Source organism: Shewanella sp. QJM3NY_23 (genome assembly GCF_056173105.1).
Genome location: NZ_CM149657.1, coordinates 1,501,162 through 1,517,597 on the forward strand (window position 1 = coordinate 1,501,162; position 16,436 = coordinate 1,517,597).

Here is a 16,436-nt window from a genome sequence, read left to right on the forward strand (position 1 = left end):
ACCAAAACGTAGGACACAAAATGAACGACAATCCAACGATTATCTATACCGAGACCGATGAAGCCCCGGCGTTAGCCACCTTATCTCTACTACCTATTATCAAAAACTTTACCGCTGCGGCGGGTGTCGGTGTTGAAACCCGTGATATATCATTATCTGGCCGTATCATTGCTAATTTTCCTGATTATTTGACGCCTGAGCAACAGATACCCGATGCATTAGCAGAGTTGGGTGAATTAGCCACTAAGCCTGAAGCCAATATCATTAAATTGCCTAACATCAGTGCCTCGATCCCGCAGTTAAAAGCCTGTATCAAAGAGCTACAAGATAAAGGCTACGCTTTACCTAATTATCCTGATGAACCTAAAAATGACACCGAAGTTGAAATCAAAACCCGCTACGACAAGATTAAGGGTAGTGCCGTAAACCCTGTGCTACGTGAAGGCAATTCAGATCGCCGCGCACCCACATCAGTTAAAAATTATGCCAAGAAAAATCCTCATTCAATGGGCGCATGGAGCCGTGACTCTAAGTCACACGTTGCTCATATGGGGGGGGGCGATTTTTATGGTACAGAACAATCAGTGACCCTTGAAGCTGCCACTTCTGTGGATATCGTGTTTGAAGGTGCCGATGGCTCGCACAAGGTTCTTAAGTCAGGTTTAGCGTTACAGGCCGGTGAAGTGGTTGATGCGTCAACCATGAACAAGAAAGCACTGGTAACTTACCTTGAACGTGAAATTGAGGCGGCAAAAGAAGAGGACGTACTTCTATCTTTGCACCTTAAAGCCACCATGATGAAAGTGTCTGATCCGATTTTATTCGGTCATGCCGTCAAGGTTTACTACAAAGAGCTGTTTGCTAAATACGGTGAGCTGTTTGAAGAGATTGGGGTTGATGTGAATAACGGTTTTGGTGATGTGTATGCCAAAATCGCGACACTCCCAGCTGAAAAACAAGCTGAAATAGAGGCAGATATTGCCGCAATTTATGCCCAGCGTCCAGCATTGGCTATGGTTGATTCTGATCGTGGTATCACTAACTTACATGTGCCAAGTGATGTGATTATCGATGCCTCTATGCCTGCCGCTATTCGTTCATCAGGCCAAATGTGGGGCCCCGATGGCAAGCTTAAAGATACCAAGGCGCTGATCCCAGATCGTTGTTACGCTGGTGTATATCAAGAAACCATTCAGTTTTGTAAAGAACATGGCGCATTCGATCCTACCACTATGGGCAGTGTCCCGAATGTTGGCTTGATGGCTCAAAAAGCTGAAGAGTATGGTAGCCACGATAAAACTTTCGAAATCCAAGCTGATGGTGTGGTTAAGGTGGTTGATACCGACGGTCATGTATTACTGGCGCACACAGTTGAAGCTGGTGATGTGTGGAGAATGTGTCAGGTTAAAGATGCGCCTATTCGCGATTGGGTGAAACTGGCTGTTAATCGTGCCCGTTTATCAGCGACGCCAGCGGTATTTTGGTTGGACGCAGAGCGTGCCCATGATGCGCAGCTTATTGCTAAGGTGAGCAAATATCTTGCAGAGCATGATACCGATGGGCTTGAGATCCACATTATGTCGCCGGTTGAAGCGACCCGTTTTTCACTCAAACGTATTAAAGCTGGCCTAGATACCATCTCGGTGACGGGTAACGTACTGCGTGATTACCTCACCGATCTGTTCCCCATTTTAGAACTTGGCACCAGTGCTAAAATGTTGTCTATCGTACCGTTAATGAGCGGCGGTGGACTGTTTGAAACGGGCGCGGGTGGTAGTGCACCTAAGCATGTGCAACAGGTCGAAAAAGAGGGTCATCTGCGCTGGGATTCATTAGGCGAGTTTTTGGCATTAGCTGCATCATTAGAGCACTTAAGCCAGAACTACAATAACCCTAAGGCGCAAGTGTTAGCCGATGCACTCGATATTGCTATCGGTCAATTCTTAGATGAAAATCGCTCGCCTTCACGCCGTGTTGGTGAGTTAGATAACCGTGGCAGCCATTTCTATCTTGCGCTGTATTGGGCTAAGGCGTTAGCAACTCAAGATAACGATGCTGAAATTAAGGCTTACTTTACTCCATTGGCTCAAGCATTAAGCGACAATGAAGCTAAAATTGTTGCCGAGTTAAATGCGGCTCAAGGCGCGCCAGTGGATTTAGGCGGCTATTACCGCTTAGATGCGGCCAAAGCCGAGGCCGCTATGCGCCCAAGTGCGACTTTAAATAGTTTATTAAGCTAAGACGGTCACAGTGGTGATCGAAGGGTAGCCTGTCGGCTTCCCTTTTTGTCGCCCAAATTGGCCAATAAAAAAGGCAGGATATTCCTGCCTTTTTTGTTTTTATCAACCGCTTATTTAGTCGGTGATATCGCCGATGCGTGCATCCCTTTTGGCCCTTGTTCGACCTCGAATTGGACTGGTTGGCCTGCTTTTAGAGTTCGATAGCCTTCCATTTCGATGGTAGAATAGTGTGCGAAAACGTCTTCACCACCAGCTTCAGGGCAGATAAACCCGAATCCTTTGGCGTTGTTGAACCATTTAACAGTTCCGTTTGCCATACTTCCACTTCCTTCTGTTGTTTACTGACCAGTAAGATAGTAAAACTAATGATGCGGGGAGAATTCACCGCTCAATGAACAGAATGTAACCAGTAAAAGCGGATGTCAAGGTTAAATTAACAATAAAGCAACAATTGGCTAAAAAACTGCGATCAACTGGGTTATTGGTCGGATGACTGTTAAGGTGATTGAAAGTAAAATATCAACATTTGGTAGAAGCCAAAACTAGAGGCTAATATTTAAAGATGGGTAAAGCAGGAAATATCGAACACATTGAAGAGCGTGTCGAAGCTGAGATCAAACCGCCTTCAATGTATAAAGTGATTTTAAATAATGATGATTACACCCCAATGGATTTTGTGATTGAGGTATTACAACTCTTTTTTAGAAAAAACGAACAAGAAGCCACAGATATCATGTTAGCGATACATCATCAAGGTAAGGGAATATGTGGCATTTTTCCGTTTGGTATTGCAGAAACTAAGGTTGCACAAGTAAATCAGTTTGCAAGACAAAACCAACATCCGTTACTGTGTTCATTAGAGAAAGCCTGAATCTCGAAGTGTGTGATTAATTTAGGGGGTGCTTATGCTAAATAAAGATCTTGAGGTGACACTGAACTTGGCGTTTCAACAAGCCAGAGACGCACGTCACGAGTATATGACCGTAGAGCATCTGCTACTGGCTTTAATCGATAATCCGGCTGCACAAGAGGCTTTACTGGCCTGTGGCGCCAACCTCGATAAACTCAGAGAAGAGGTGTCTAGCTTCATTGAACAAACCACGCCGGTCATCTCCGATCCTGCAGATGAGCGAGAAACTCAACCTACACTCGGTTTTCAACGCGTACTGCAACGTGCGGTGTTTCATGTGCAATCATCTGGTCGCAATGAAGTCACAGGTGCCAATGTGCTGGTGGCCATCTTTAGTGAGCAAGAGTCACAAGCCGTTTATCTACTGCGCAACAGCGAAGTTACCCGCTTAGATGTGGTTAATTACATCTCTCATGGAGTGGGTAGAGATGATATGGGCAGCGCACAAGAACCTGAGCAGGCTGAAGAACACGCGGAGGCTGAAGAGCGCAGTAAGTTAACGCAATTTACCGCCAACCTTAACGAAGAAGCACGCAAAGGTAATATCGATCCGCTGATTGGGCGTACCGAAGAGATAGAACGTTCGATTCAGATTTTATGTCGTCGCCGCAAAAACAACCCGTTATTGGTCGGCGAGGCAGGCGTAGGTAAAACGGCGATAGCTGAAGGGTTAGCCTACCGTATCGTCAATAAGCAGGTGCCTGAGGTGATGGCTAATGCGACGGTATACTCGCTCGATTTAGGCGCGCTGCTGGCGGGTACAAAATATCGAGGCGATTTCGAGAAGCGATTTAAAGGGTTACTAAAAGAGCTGACGCAAGATGAACATGCGATTTTGTTTATCGATGAAATTCATACCATCATAGGTGCCGGCGCTGCATCAGGCGGCGTGATGGATGCCTCTAACTTACTTAAACCTCTACTCTCGAGCGGTAACTTACGCTGCATGGGATCAACCACGTTTCAAGAATATCAGAGTATTTTTGAGAAAGATCGCGCGCTGGCCAGACGTTTCCAAAAAGTGGATATTAATGAGCCTTCAGTGGCAGAAACCACTAAGATTTTGCAAGGGCTTAAGTCTAAATATGAAGAGCATCATGGGGTGCGCTATACCTTAGCGGCGCTGAGTGTGGCGGCGCGTTTGTCTGATAAGCACATTAACGACAGGCACCTACCCGATAAAGCCATTGATGTGATCGATGAAGCGGGCGCCAGAATGGCGATGTTGCCTGCCAGCAAACGTAAAAAAACCATAGGTCAAAGTGAGATTGAGGCGATTATCGCTAAAATTGCACGTATTCCAGAGAAATCCGTATCGGCCACAGACAAGGATATGCTCAAGAACCTTGAACGCAACCTGAAGATGGTGGTGTTTGGTCAAGACAAGGCCATTGAAGCCCTGAGTGCTGCTATCCGCCTGTCTCGAAGTGGCCTTAGCGGCGAAGGCAAACCAGTTGGTAGCTTCTTATTTGCCGGCCCGACGGGGGTGGGCAAAACCGAGGTGACCAGTCAACTCGCGGCATGTTTAGGGCTTAACTTAGTGCGCTTTGATATGTCTGAATACATGGAAAGCCACACAGTGTCGCGCCTCATCGGTGCGCCTCCAGGGTACGTGGGCTATGATCAAGGCGGCTTGTTAACTGATGCTGTGATTAAAAACCCTCACTGCGTAGTTTTGCTTGATGAGATAGAAAAAGCACATCCTGATGTGTATAACTTGCTGTTACAGGTGATGGATCACGGCACCCTAACCGATAATAATGGCCGCAAAGCCGACTTTAGGCATGTGACCTTGGTGATGACCACTAACGCCGGTGTGCAGGAGACGGTGCGTAAATCCATTGGCTTTAAGCAACAAGATCATAGTCAAGATGCACTGTCAGAAATCAACCGGGTGTTCTCGCCTGAGTTTAGAAACCGCTTAGATGAGATTATTTGGTTTAATCATTTAGACATGACGGTTATCGCTAAAGTGGTTGATAAGTTCTTGGTCGAACTGCAAGCCCAGTTAGACGACAAAGCTGTCACACTGGAAGTGAGCGATGAAGCCAGAACCTTGCTCGCTGAAAAAGGCTATGATAAATCGATGGGGGCTCGCCCAATGGCGCGTGTCGTTACAGAGCTGATCAAGCGGCCACTTGCCGATGAAATCTTATTCGGCCAGCTAGAGAAGGGCGGTACTGCTCGCGTGGATGTTGATGGTGATAAGTTGACTATCAAGGTTGAGCGACTTGAAAAAGTGACACACTAAAGTGGATTAACCATCCATTAAAAAAGGCTGCAATTGCAGCCTTTTTGCTATCTATCGTTCGGTAAAATATGCATAGATAATGCAGAGTCCACTGACTTTAGTTGTGTAAAAACTACAATATGAAACTAAATCTAGTAAACCAAAAAACCGGCTTTGCCGGCTTTTAATAACTCGTTAGCTAACTTTAGCGTGAACGGAAGACGATGCGCCCTTTGCTCAAATCATAAGGGGTCAGCTGAACTGTGACCTTGTCACCCGTAAGAATACGAATGTAGTTTTTACGCATTTTGCCTGAGATATGGGCCGTTACTACGTGACCATTCTCTAGCTCTACTCGAAACATTGTATTTGGCAAGGTTTCAAGAATAGTGCCCTGCATTTCAATGTTGTCTTCTTTCGCCATTAATCAGTTATCCTGTTAGCCTTCAAATATTAAAAACGGGCGTATCATGCCGCAAAATCCGCCTGCTGTAAAGAGGTGCTTCGTTATCCAAGTAAATAACGACGGGTCAATATCTTACTATGTTGTATGACAAGATCCACTTTGTTGCCAACCCGTTGGGGTCAATATCTCGTAGGGTTGGTAAGCTTTTTTATAATTCATCTTACGCGACTCATCTATTTGATAACCTAAATAGACAAACTCTTTATTCATTAACTTAGCCATGCGGCATTGGATTAAGATCATCAAGGCCCCCATTGAACGTTTATCTTCCATTGGAGAGAAAAAACTGTAAATTGCCGATAAGCTGTTGGGCAGGAGATCGGTAACCGCTACGCCGATAAGCTTGCGCTCATGTCGCACTTCAATCAATAGCGGCTGATGCCAAACGCAATGAATAAAATGGTGATATTGCTCCCTCGATGGCGGGTACATAGGGCCGTCACTGTGCCGCTGCGCTATGTAATCGTGATATAGCTGGTAGTGTTCGTCAGTGGTATTGGTGACGATTGTCCAACTGAGATCGCGGTTATTTTTTAAGGTACGTTTTTGCCGTCTCGACAGGCTAAACTGCTTAACTGGAATGCGAATTGGCATGCAGGCTGAGCAATGAGGGCAGTGGGGTTTATACAAAGTATCGCCGCTACGGCGAAATCCCAGTCCAAGTAGTTGCTCAAATAGATCGATATTAAAGCGATCTTCTTGCAGCACCATTAATTGCTCTTGCCGCTCAGGTAAATAACTGCAAGCAAATGTATTGGTCAGGCCAACTTGAATCGTATCGGATTTAGAGGTCAAGGTGCACCTGTCTCGGTTGCCAAGTAAGTGGGTCGACTTCAGCATCCCGAAAGCGTGTTAACAAGTTGATAAAATCACTGCGTTTGAGAGCTTTAGCACCAAGTGACATCAAGTGAGGGTTGACCACTTGGGCATCGATTAGCTTAAATTGGTGGGCTAAAAGGTGTTGATGTAACATCATCATGGCCGCCTTTGAAGCATTGCTCTGCAGATGAAACATCGACTCGCCACAAAAGACTTGGCCGATAGCCAAGCCATACAAGCCGCCGATCAAGCAGCCTTTATCCCAGACCTCAATTGAATGAGCTTTACCTTGAGTATGTAAGCGAGTATAGGCCTGCTGTATGTCTGAGGTGATCCAGGTGCCTTCATTTTCTACTCGGGTTTGAGCGCAGTAATGTATCACTTGCTTAAATGCGAGGTTGACGCTGAACTGCCAGTCACGCTTTTTTATATCACGAATTAAGCGTCGGCTGACTTTTATGCTGCCGGGTACAAATACTGCGCGAGGATCGGGTGACCACCATAAAATAGGATCATTTTCGTTAAACCAAGGAAAAATCCCTTCATAATAGGCATTGAGTAATCGCTGCGGCTGCAGATCGCCACCTATGGCTAATAGGCCATTAGGGTCTGTCAATGCGTGCTCTGGCGAGGGGAACTTGACGAGTTCATGATTTAAATAGGACAGTGAGTTCACAATTGAGTAAAATTAAGTAAGCGTCTCTCTATAAGTTAGCGGAAAAACAGTTATGTTGAAACCTCAGTTGAACTTCTTTCGTATAGTTTGTTTAGCATTGTTCACTTTGTCTCCTGTTGTGCTATCGCCTTGCGCTAATGCGGGCTACGAACGCAATCAAGCTGTGCCAGTAGAGAAAGTGGTTTATGGCCATGTTGCATCGGTGCGTAACATCACTCAAACCGAGTTGATTAGTGACAGAAATCGAGGATGGAAGACCTTTGGCGGGGCCTTACTGGGTGGCGTTGTTGGGCATCAGTTCGGTGGTGGTTCGGGCCAAGATGTTGCTACTGTTCTCGGCGCGTTAATCGGTGCCGGAGTCGGTAATCGTTATCAGCGCGATGATTACCAACAGCTCAAATTGGTTGAGCTGATGATCACCTTCGAAGATGGCGAGCAGGTGATGGTGTTGCAAGATTTTGATCCCGGTATGGTGTTTAATGTCGATGATGAAGTGCGAGTTGTCTATTTACAGGGCGGCGTGAGAGTCGATATTGCCCAGTAAGTTGGTTAAAGCTTGGCAACAAAAAAGGAGCTCAAGGCTCCTTTTTTGTGTTTATGATGGCGAGTTGCTGGTCGCGGTAAACAACTAAAACCCGCGTGGCAATTGGCCTTTACCGGCTAACTTAGCACGCCATAGTGCTTTTGGGGTCATACCATTAGCTGCACTGTTAGACGCTGCGTTTGCTGTTTTAGCTGGCGCTGTCTTTTTGGCAACGGTTTTGGTTTTTTCTTTTTTAACAGCAGCTTGCACCGGAGTGTTGTCGCCTTGCTCTGCTAGCATTGCTTCAAGCTCGCTAAAACGAAGAGATTTTCCGCCATCGATCTTATACCAGCTTCCTTTTTGCTCAATAGAAACCGCATGACCTTGCGTTTTGCTTAGCGCAGATTCCAGCGCGCTAATCACCTCTTCTTTAGTCAACTTTGACATAGTCTTAACCTATTTTTTAATGTGTAATTGAAGGTTTGCGGTAATTTTATCGTTTAAACGGTTAAAAAGTCCAATTTTCACCAAGATTCGGCTGATTTCTATGAACTGCGGCGCAGATATGGCTAAACTAAGCGCAATAATGGCAGGCGAAATCTGCTAAGTCGAATGCCCAAATAGTGGGCTCACCAGACTTTGAGTATCCATATATTCCATTGATGAGGAGTTTGAATGACGCGCTTAGAACTGACGCGATACCTTAATGAATTTTTGCAGGTATCCAATTATAAAGATTATGCGCCAAATGGCTTACAGGTAGAAGGTAAGGCACAGATCAACACCATAGTGACTGGCGTGACGGCGTGCCAAGCCTTGATCGATCGCGCCATAGAACTTAATGCCGATGCCATATTGGTTCACCACGGTTTTTTCTGGAAAGGCGAGAGCGAGGTGATAACGGGCATGAAATATCGACGCATTAAGGCATTGATAAAAAATGATATCAATTTATACGGATATCACTTACCACTTGATGGCCATCCCATGCTGGGGAATAACGCCGAATTAGGCAGGGCGCTGGGCATTGTCGATGCAGAGTCGATTGAGGGCGTTGCCCAAGGTTTAGTCTGGCAGGGGCGTTTGGATAATCCGATGTCGGTTAATGACTTTTCTACCTTGCTTGGCGGTGTATTACAGCGTCAGCCATTACATCTGGGGGATAAGGATAAACCCATTCATCATGTAGCGTGGTGCAGTGGTGGTGCTCAGGATTATATCGATATTGCTGCAGAGCAGGGAATGGATGCCTTTATTAGTGGCGAAGTGTCTGAGCGTACGTATCATAGCGCGCAAGAACTTGGGATCCACTATTTTGCCGCGGGCCATCATGCCACTGAACGTTTTGGTATTAAAGCCTTGGGCGAGCATTTGGCCAGTGAGTTTGAGCTAACTCATCATTTTGTGGATATCACCAATCCAGTGTAGTTTTACTCGTGCTGCAAATTATCGCGGTTGCAAGTTAGCCTTGTTGCAAGAGTTTCAGTCACAAAAAAGGCCGCTAAGCGGCCTTTTTATTATGTGTTTATGAGTGTAGCTAGGACAGACAGTGGATTTACTTCACTCGCATGCCAGGTTGTGCGCCTTCGTGAGGCTCTAAGATCCATAAATCTTTTTTACCTGGACCTGCCGCTAGCACCATGCCTTCAGACATCCCAAAGCGCATCTTACGCGGTGCTAAGTTAGCCACCATTACGGTCAGTTTACCTTCAAGATCTTCGGGGGCATAAGCTGATTTAATGCCAGCGAACACTTGCTTGGTTTCGCCGCCCAAATCAAGTTGCAGCTTGAGTAACTTGTTGGCTTCGGGAACATGTTCCGCTTTGGCGATACGGGCGATACGCAAATCAAGCTTAGCAAAATCGTCGAAGCTTATCTCTTCGCTAATCGGGTCGAGCTCTAGCTGACTCTTAGGCGCTTCAGTCACCTGCAAATTTTCGGTCGATGCTTCGATGATCGCTTCGATATCTTTCATCTCAACACGTTGCATTAGCGCCTTAAACGGAGCAATTTCATGCCCAGAGAGGTCACGGCCTAGGTCATCCCATGTCAGCGTGAGCTGCAAGAAGCCTTCAACATCCTTTGCCAGTTGCGGTAACACGGGTTTTAGATAGGTCACTAGGATGCGGAACAGGTTCAATGCATTGCTACAAACCTGATGCGCTTCTTGCTGTTTATCGTCTTGCTTGATCAGTTGCCAAGGGGCTGCATCGGCGACATAGCCATTGGCGATGTCTGCCAGCGCCATGATTTCGCGCATCGCTTTGCCAAATTCACGGGTTTCGTAGAACTGGGCAATGGTTTCTTGCTTAGCCAAGAAGAGCTCAGTGAGTGATTGATCTTCCACTTGGGCTAATTTGCCGTCAAAACGTTTACTAATGAAGCCTGCGGTGCGCGATGCCAAGTTGACTAACTTACCCACGAGATCGGAGTTCACCCGCTGGGCGAAATCTTCTAGGTTAAGGTCTAAATCATCAATCCGGCTGCTGAGCTTCGCGGCATAGTAATAACGTAGGTATTCAGGGTTCAAGTTGTCTAAATAGGTGCGCGCCTTAATAAAGGTGCCCTTTGATTTAGACATTTTGGCGCCATTGACTGTGACATAACCATGAGCATAGACGCTGTTAGGTTTACGGTAACCAGCACCTTCTAACATCGCTGGCCAAAATAGGCTGTGGAAGTAGACAATATCTTTACCGATAAAGTGATACACCTCTGCGGTAGAGTCTTTAGCCCAGAAATCATCAAAGTTAAGGTCGTCACGTTTGTCACACAGGTTTTTAAATGAACCCATATAGCCGATAGGCGCATCTAGCCACACGTAGAAAAACTTACCTGGCGCATCGGGGATCTCGAAACCAAAGTAGGGGGCATCACGGCTGATATCCCACTGTTGCAGACCTTGGTCGAACCATTCACCAAGCTTGTTGGCCATCTCTTGTTGTAGAGAACCTGAGCGAGTCCACTCTTTTAACATCTCTTCAAATGCTGGCAGGTCAAAAAAGAAGTGCTCACTGTCTTTCATTACTGGGGTCGCACCCGATACCGCCGATTTAGGGTCGATTAAATCGGTCGGGCTATAAGTAGCACCACAGCTGTCGCAGTTATCACCGTATTGATCGACAGATTTACATTTAGGGCAAGTGCCTTTCACAAAACGGTCGGGTAGGAACATCGATTTTTCAGGATCGAAAAGCTGCGAAATAGTGCGCGACTTGATGTAACCCCCATCGCGCAGTTTAAGGTAAATATCGCTGGCTAATGCGCGGTTTTCATCGCTATGTGTGCTGTGAAAATTATCAAATGCGATATTAAAGTCGGCAAAATCTTGCTCATGCTCTTTTTGCACCTGAGCAATCATCTCTTCAGGGGCGATCCCTAACTGCTGCGCCTTCAACATAATCGGAGTGCCGTGGGCATCATCGGCACAAATATAGTGACATTCGTGACCACGCAGCTTTTGGAAGCGGGCCCAAATATCGGTTTGAATATATTCCAGCATGTGGCCTAAATGGATAGGTCCGTTAGCGTACGGAAGTGCGCTGGTCACGAGAATTTTACGTTGTGAAGTTGCCATCTTGTCTCAAAATCAGTAAGTGCCCAAAAGAATGGCATAGATACTAACCGATCATCACCTAAGTTTCACCAAAAGCTGCTTTAACTGAGCTAAATCTATCCGAATATTGTCAAATTTTCTGGTACACTTAGCCAAATTAATTTTAGGGGGTAGTCGTTTTGTCTTCAGCTTCTCATCATTATCATCTTAGCGATGATCTTCTCGCGCCAGTATTGGCCATTTTAGATGCATATCAAGATCCCAATTTACAGCAAGGTTTAGTTACCGCTGGGTGTGTGACCAAACTTGACATCGAAGGCAAGCGCCTGCTGTTAGGCTTGTGTTACCCCTATCCGTGTCAGAGTCAGTATCGCGATACGGTCATGGCCATTACCAATAAGTTAGCGGTACTCGATGCCATCGATGAAGTAGAATGTGAAATCGATTTCCAACCTGCAACGATTGCATCTGGTGCTGTCGAGCCATTGCCAAACGTTAAGCAAGTCATTGCCGTTGCCTCAGGTAAAGGCGGTGTCGGTAAATCAACTACGGCCGTTAACCTCGCATTGGCACTTGCTGCCGAAGGCGCCAAAGTCGGTATTCTCGATGCCGATATTTACGGCCCATCCATCCCAATTATGCTGGGGGTGCCCGATTTTAATCCGGTATCACCCGATGGCAAGATGATGACGGCGGCTAGCGCCCATGGCATCGCAGCTCAATCAATAGGGTTTATGTTAGGCGGCGATGAAGCCGCAGTGTGGCGTGGGCCTATGGCTGCTGGCGCATTAGCCCAGCTGCTCAATGAAACCTTATGGCCTGAGCTTGATTATCTGGTGATTGATATGCCACCAGGCACCGGTGATATTCAATTGACCTTGTCGCAAAAAGTGCCTGTGAGCGGCGCGGTTATCGTGACAACGCCACAAGATATTGCGCTTGCCGATGCGAAAAAAGGCGTCAACATGTTCCAAAAGGTCAATATTCCAGTATTGGGTATTGTGGAGAACATGAGCTTTCATTTGTGCAGTGAGTGTGGCCATAAAGAGCATCCTTTTGGGCAAGATGGCGGCGCTAAAATGGCGCAGCGTTACAATGTGCCATTGCTGGGCCAGTTACCGCTTAAACTCAATATTCGTGAAGATGTTGATAATGGTGTGCCGACTGTGGTGGCCGATAGTGAAGGACCCGTGGCGCAGCTGTACCTAGCGATTGCCCGTAAAGTGGGCGCGCAGCTTGCGTTAACCCAAACGCAAAGTGTTGTTTCAATTTCAATTTCAGATGATGAGTAAGGTTTAAAAGCATGAATTCGCAATGTGTCATTATTGGTATCGCTGGTGCGTCAGCGTCGGGTAAAAGCCTAATCGCTAAGACCATTTATGAAGAGCTATGCCGTGATTTAGGCACAGATCAGATAGGTGTAATAGCTGAAGATGCCTATTACAAAGACCAAAGTCACCTGTCGATGGATCAGCGAATATTAACTAATTATGACCATCCCAAGGCGCTCGATCACCCTTTATTGTGTGAACACCTTGAAGCGCTTAAAAATGGTCAAGCGGTTGATATTCCTAAATACAGTTATACCGAACACACGCGCATGGCTGAAACCACTACCATGACGCCTAAAAAGGTGATTATTCTTGAAGGTATATTGCTGTTAACCGATCCCGCATTGCGTGAAAAAATGGATGCCAGTGTGTTTATGGACACCCCGCTCGATATCTGCTTCATGCGCCGTTTAAGCCGTGATGTTGCAGAGCGGGGGCGCACGATGGAATCTGTGATGCAACAATACACTCAAACGGTTAGGCCGATGTTTTTGCAATTTATTGATCCGTCGAAGCAATACGCTGATATTATTGTGCCTCGAGGCGGTAAAAATCGTATCGCCACCGATATATTGAAAACCAGAATCCAACACCTGTTAGTAAAATAATAAGATGAATTTAGGAGTGACGTTGAAATGCGTTTGACGGATTTAGAGATTGAAGCTTGCTTAGATGATGGCTCGATTGTGATTGAACCGCGTCCCGATGCTGATGCCATTAGTGGTGTGAGCGTCGATGTTAAGCTTGGTGATCAGTTTCGCGTATTTCAAGATCATACCGCTCCTTTTATTGACCTTAGTGGCCCAAGTGCCGAAATGCAGGCGGCGCTCGATAGTGTGATGAGTGATAAAATTGTGATCCCAGAAGGAGGCGCATTTTTCCTTCACCCGGGAGAACTTGCATTAGCTATCACTCATGAAATCGTCACCTTGCCGTCTGATATTGTTGGTTGGTTGGATGGTCGCTCTTCATTAGCGCGATTGGGGTTAATGGTGCACGTGACAGCGCATCGTATCGATCCTGGTTGGCAAGGTAAGATAGTGCTTGAATTTTACAACAGTGGAAAACTACCTTTGGCATTGCGTCCAATGATGACTATTGGCGCGCTAAACTTTGAGCGGCTTAGCTCACCAGTGGCGCGTCCTTATAATAAGCGGGCCAGTGCTAAATACCGAGATCAGCAAGACACTGTCGCTAGCCGGATCAGTCAGGACCAATAATGTCTGCATTATTATGGGTCAATGGCGTTCGCCAAGATACCGTATCTGCTGTTGATAGAGGCCTCGCCTATGGTGATGGCCTTTTTGCTACGATGCGCTGTTCAAAAGGACGCGTACTGTTTTTAGATGCGCACCTAGGCCGCGCAGTACAAACCAGTCAACGAATTGGTATGCCTTGGCAAGCGTCTGCGCAACTTATTGGTTTATTAAGTTCAATTGCGATAGAGCAACAGCAAGAGTTAGGTACCGATTTTTGCATTAAACTTTTGCTCAGCCGCGGCGTGGGCGGACGAGGTTATCAGCTACCTGAACATGTGTCGGTCACAGAGGTGGTATCGGTGCACCCGATGCCAGGTCACTATCGTCACTGGCAGATGAGCGGCATTGCGCTGCAGACCAGCCCTATGCGCCTAGGCGGGCAAACTCGTTTAGCGGGAATGAAGCACCTTAATCGTTTAGAGCAAGTCTTGATTAAAGCCCAAGTGTTAGACAAGGGCTTTGATGATTGGTTGGTGCTCGACACTCAAGAGCAAGTGATTGAGTCTTCGATGGCGAATCTGTTTCTAATCAAAGATAAACAGGTAGTGACGCCAAGTATGCACCTAGCGGGCGTTGCCGGTGTGATGCGAGAACAGCTGATTTACTGGTTTATTGAGGCGGGGTTTAATGTTGCGATTAGACCTGTTATCCCGAGTGAATTAAGTCAGTTTGATCATGTGTTACTGTCCAATAGCCTGTTTGGTGTGGTTGGGGTCAATCGTATCGAACAGTGCCGCTTTGCCCCCAGTGCCTTGCCCCTTCAAATAAACCAAGCCCTCACATTATCATTATGAAAAAAATCATTAGTAGAGTGATGATTGCACTCTTTGCGTTACTCACCTTAGCATCGGTTGGCCTCTATTGGGGTTACCAGTCGTTGATGAGTTACAGTCAAACGCCGCTGACGCTGACATCCGCTCAAGAATTTGAGCTCAAGCGAGGCACGTCTTTTATTCAAATGGCACAAGTCTTAGAGCAGCGCGGCGTCATACAAGACAGTTGGAAGCTGAGAGTATTGGCCAAGGTTCGCCCTGATTTAACCCAGATCCGCGCAGGGTTATATGAGCTAACGCCGCAGGATAACGTCATTAGCCTGCTGGAAAAATTAACCCAAGGGCGCGAAAAGGTCTTTAGTGTCACTCTAGTTGAAGGGCTCACCATAAAAGAGTGGCGCGCAATTTTGATGCAATTACCCAAAGTGCAATGGCAAGACGGAATATTTAATCGGGTGTTGATTGAGCATGGCGATATGTCGGGCCAACCCGAGGGGAAATTTTATCCCGATACCTACCACTATGTCGCTGGCGATGACATAAAGGAGATTATCGAACAAAGCTACCTTAAAATGCAGCAAGAGCTGCAACAGGCATGGCAAGGAAGAGACACTCGGATCCCGTTAACGTCGCCTTATGAATTATTGATTATGGCGTCGATTATTGAAAAAGAGACGGGTAAAGCCAGTGAGCGCACTTTAATATCGGCCGTCTTTACTAATCGACTGCGTAAAAATATGCGCTTGCAAACCGACCCTACCGTTATTTACGGCATGGGTGACAGGTTTAATGGCAATATTACTCGCAAAGACTTACGTGAACGAACGCCGTATAACACATACCGAATTAATGGCTTAACCCCAACGCCTATCGCGGCGCCAAGTGGCGCATCGCTTTACGCCGCAGCTCATCCAGCCGATGTAGATTACCTCTACTTTGTGTCGAAAAACGATGGCAGCCATATCTTTTCTAAAACATTAGCCGAACATAATCGGGCTGTAGATAAATACCAGAGAAATCGATGAACAATACCCATGCAAAATTTATTGTTATTGAAGGATTAGAGGGAGCCGGTAAGTCCAGTGCTATCGCTTTAGTCAGAGACTTTATTGCGCAGCATACCGGAACCATTCCAGTCTGTACTCGTGAGCCCGGCGGTACGCCGCTGGCTGAGCGTATTCGCGACCTCGTTAAAGTGGCGGACCCTAGTGATCCTTTATGCGATGAGGCTGAGTGTTTATTGATTTACGCCGCGAGGGCTCAGCTGATTGCCAATGTCATCAAGCCGGCTTTAGCTAATGGGCAGTGGGTATTAGGCGACAGGCATAATCTGTCCTCTTTAGCATACCAAGGAGGAGGGCGAGGATTAATGCCGTTAGTCTCTTCGGTAAGTGAAGCCACCTTAAAGGGCTTTAAACCCGATTTGACTATTTATCTGGATATCGATCCTGTGCAGGGGTTACAACGAGCCGCAGACCGTGGCGCGTTGGATAGGATAGAACAACAAGCGGTGAGCTTTTTTGAGCGCGCCAGATATACCTATTTATCGCTCGCAGAGCAAGATGATGCCATTGTGATTGTCGATGCCAGTCAACCCATGGCAAAGGTCCATAGCGATATTGTGGCTGTACTGCAGCAGCAAGGTTGGTAATG

At 46.6% G+C, this 16,436-nt stretch carries 17 protein-coding genes; 11 read left to right on the top strand and 6 right to left on the bottom strand.

The genetic code is table 11. The features are described from left to right. The first annotated feature begins 20 nt into the window (after window positions 1–20). Entirely contained in the window at window positions 21–2,240 is a 2,220-nt protein-coding gene (locus tag AC0VXX_RS06945) for an NADP-dependent isocitrate dehydrogenase (protein ID WP_475516497.1), read from the top strand. Between the two features lie 110 nt (window positions 2,241–2,350). On the opposite strand, the gene cspD is transcribed toward AC0VXX_RS06945, so the two are convergent. Next, window positions 2,351–2,557 (bottom strand): cold shock domain-containing protein CspD, encoded by a 207-nt coding sequence (gene cspD / locus AC0VXX_RS06950; RefSeq protein WP_028764803.1) that lies wholly within the window; start codon window positions 2,555–2,557, stop codon window positions 2,351–2,353. A gap of 245 nt (window positions 2,558–2,802) precedes the next feature. Between cspD and clpS the strand changes: the two genes are divergently transcribed. Beyond that, window positions 2,803–3,111, top strand: coding sequence for an ATP-dependent Clp protease adapter ClpS (clpS, locus tag AC0VXX_RS06955; RefSeq protein WP_475516498.1), 309 nt, complete (start codon window positions 2,803–2,805; stop codon window positions 3,109–3,111). A 34-nt stretch (window positions 3,112–3,145) separates the two neighbouring features. Further along, on the top strand, window positions 3,146–5,401 hold the full coding sequence (gene clpA, locus AC0VXX_RS06960; protein WP_475516499.1) for an ATP-dependent Clp protease ATP-binding subunit ClpA: 2,256 nt from the start codon (window positions 3,146–3,148) through the stop codon (window positions 5,399–5,401). Between the two features lie 184 nt (window positions 5,402–5,585). Here the strand turns inward: clpA and infA are convergent, their stop codons facing one another. From infA to aat, 3 genes are all read right to left on the bottom strand, one after another. Continuing rightward, entirely contained in the window at window positions 5,586–5,804 is a 219-nt protein-coding gene (gene infA / locus AC0VXX_RS06965; protein ID WP_005500725.1) for a translation initiation factor IF-1, read from the bottom strand. A gap of 117 nt (window positions 5,805–5,921) precedes the next feature. Further along, window positions 5,922–6,641: an arginyltransferase gene (locus AC0VXX_RS06970; RefSeq protein WP_475516500.1), complete on the bottom strand. Its 720-nt coding sequence runs from the start codon at window positions 6,639–6,641 to the stop codon at window positions 5,922–5,924. Continuing rightward, window positions 6,631–7,341 carry a leucyl/phenylalanyl-tRNA--protein transferase gene (gene aat / locus AC0VXX_RS06975; protein ID WP_475516501.1) on the bottom strand — a complete coding sequence of 237 codons (711 nt, stop codon included), beginning with the start codon at window positions 7,339–7,341 and terminating at the stop codon, window positions 6,631–6,633. Before aat ends, AC0VXX_RS06970 begins: the two co-directional genes overlap by 11 nt. 52 nt (window positions 7,342–7,393) lie before the next feature. Between aat and AC0VXX_RS06980 the strand changes: the two genes are divergently transcribed. After that, window positions 7,394–7,885 carry an outer membrane lipoprotein gene (locus AC0VXX_RS06980; protein WP_475516502.1) on the top strand — a complete coding sequence of 164 codons (492 nt, stop codon included), beginning with the start codon at window positions 7,394–7,396 and terminating at the stop codon, window positions 7,883–7,885. 84 nt (window positions 7,886–7,969) lie between these two features. On the opposite strand, the gene AC0VXX_RS06985 is transcribed toward AC0VXX_RS06980, so the two are convergent. Continuing rightward, a complete protein-coding gene (locus AC0VXX_RS06985) occupies window positions 7,970–8,311 on the bottom strand; it encodes a hypothetical protein (RefSeq protein ID WP_475516503.1) in 342 nt (113 codons plus the stop codon). Window positions 8,312–8,539: 228 nt separating this feature from the next. Between AC0VXX_RS06985 and AC0VXX_RS06990 the strand changes: the two genes are divergently transcribed. Beyond that, window positions 8,540–9,292, top strand: a complete 753-nt coding sequence (locus AC0VXX_RS06990) for a Nif3-like dinuclear metal center hexameric protein (protein WP_475516504.1) — start codon at window positions 8,540–8,542, stop codon at window positions 9,290–9,292. 127 nt (window positions 9,293–9,419) lie between these two features. Here AC0VXX_RS06990 and metG read toward each other — a convergent pair whose 3' ends face one another. Further along, window positions 9,420–11,441: a methionine--tRNA ligase gene (metG, locus tag AC0VXX_RS06995; RefSeq protein WP_475516505.1), complete on the bottom strand. Its 2,022-nt coding sequence runs from the start codon at window positions 11,439–11,441 to the stop codon at window positions 9,420–9,422. A 158-nt stretch (window positions 11,442–11,599) separates the two neighbouring features. On the opposite strand from metG, the gene apbC reads away from it, so the two are divergent. Genes apbC through tmk form a run of 6 tightly spaced genes read left to right on the top strand, consistent with a single transcriptional unit; the run spans window position 11,600 to window position 16,434 of the window. Next, window positions 11,600–12,712, top strand: a complete 1,113-nt coding sequence (gene apbC / locus AC0VXX_RS07000) for an iron-sulfur cluster carrier protein ApbC (protein ID WP_475516506.1) — start codon at window positions 11,600–11,602, stop codon at window positions 12,710–12,712. Window positions 12,713–12,723: 11 nt separating this feature from the next. After that, window positions 12,724–13,359: a uridine kinase gene (gene udk / locus AC0VXX_RS07005; protein ID WP_110456166.1), complete on the top strand. Its 636-nt coding sequence runs from the start codon at window positions 12,724–12,726 to the stop codon at window positions 13,357–13,359. Window positions 13,360–13,386: 27 nt separating this feature from the next. Then, on the top strand, window positions 13,387–13,971 hold the full coding sequence (gene dcd / locus AC0VXX_RS07010) for a dCTP deaminase (RefSeq protein WP_475516507.1): 585 nt from the start codon (window positions 13,387–13,389) through the stop codon (window positions 13,969–13,971). Then, window positions 13,971–14,804: an aminodeoxychorismate lyase gene (gene pabC / locus AC0VXX_RS07015; RefSeq protein ID WP_475516508.1), complete on the top strand. Its 834-nt coding sequence runs from the start codon at window positions 13,971–13,973 to the stop codon at window positions 14,802–14,804. The genes dcd and pabC overlap by 1 nt, the downstream gene beginning before the upstream one ends. Then, a complete protein-coding gene (mltG, locus tag AC0VXX_RS07020; RefSeq protein WP_475516509.1) occupies window positions 14,801–15,808 on the top strand; it encodes an endolytic transglycosylase MltG in 1,008 nt (335 codons plus the stop codon). Before pabC ends, mltG begins: the two co-directional genes overlap by 4 nt. After that, window positions 15,805–16,434: a dTMP kinase gene (gene tmk, locus AC0VXX_RS07025; RefSeq protein ID WP_475516510.1), complete on the top strand. Its 630-nt coding sequence runs from the start codon at window positions 15,805–15,807 to the stop codon at window positions 16,432–16,434. The genes mltG and tmk overlap by 4 nt, the downstream gene beginning before the upstream one ends. The last annotated feature ends 2 nt before the right edge of the window (window positions 16,435–16,436 follow it).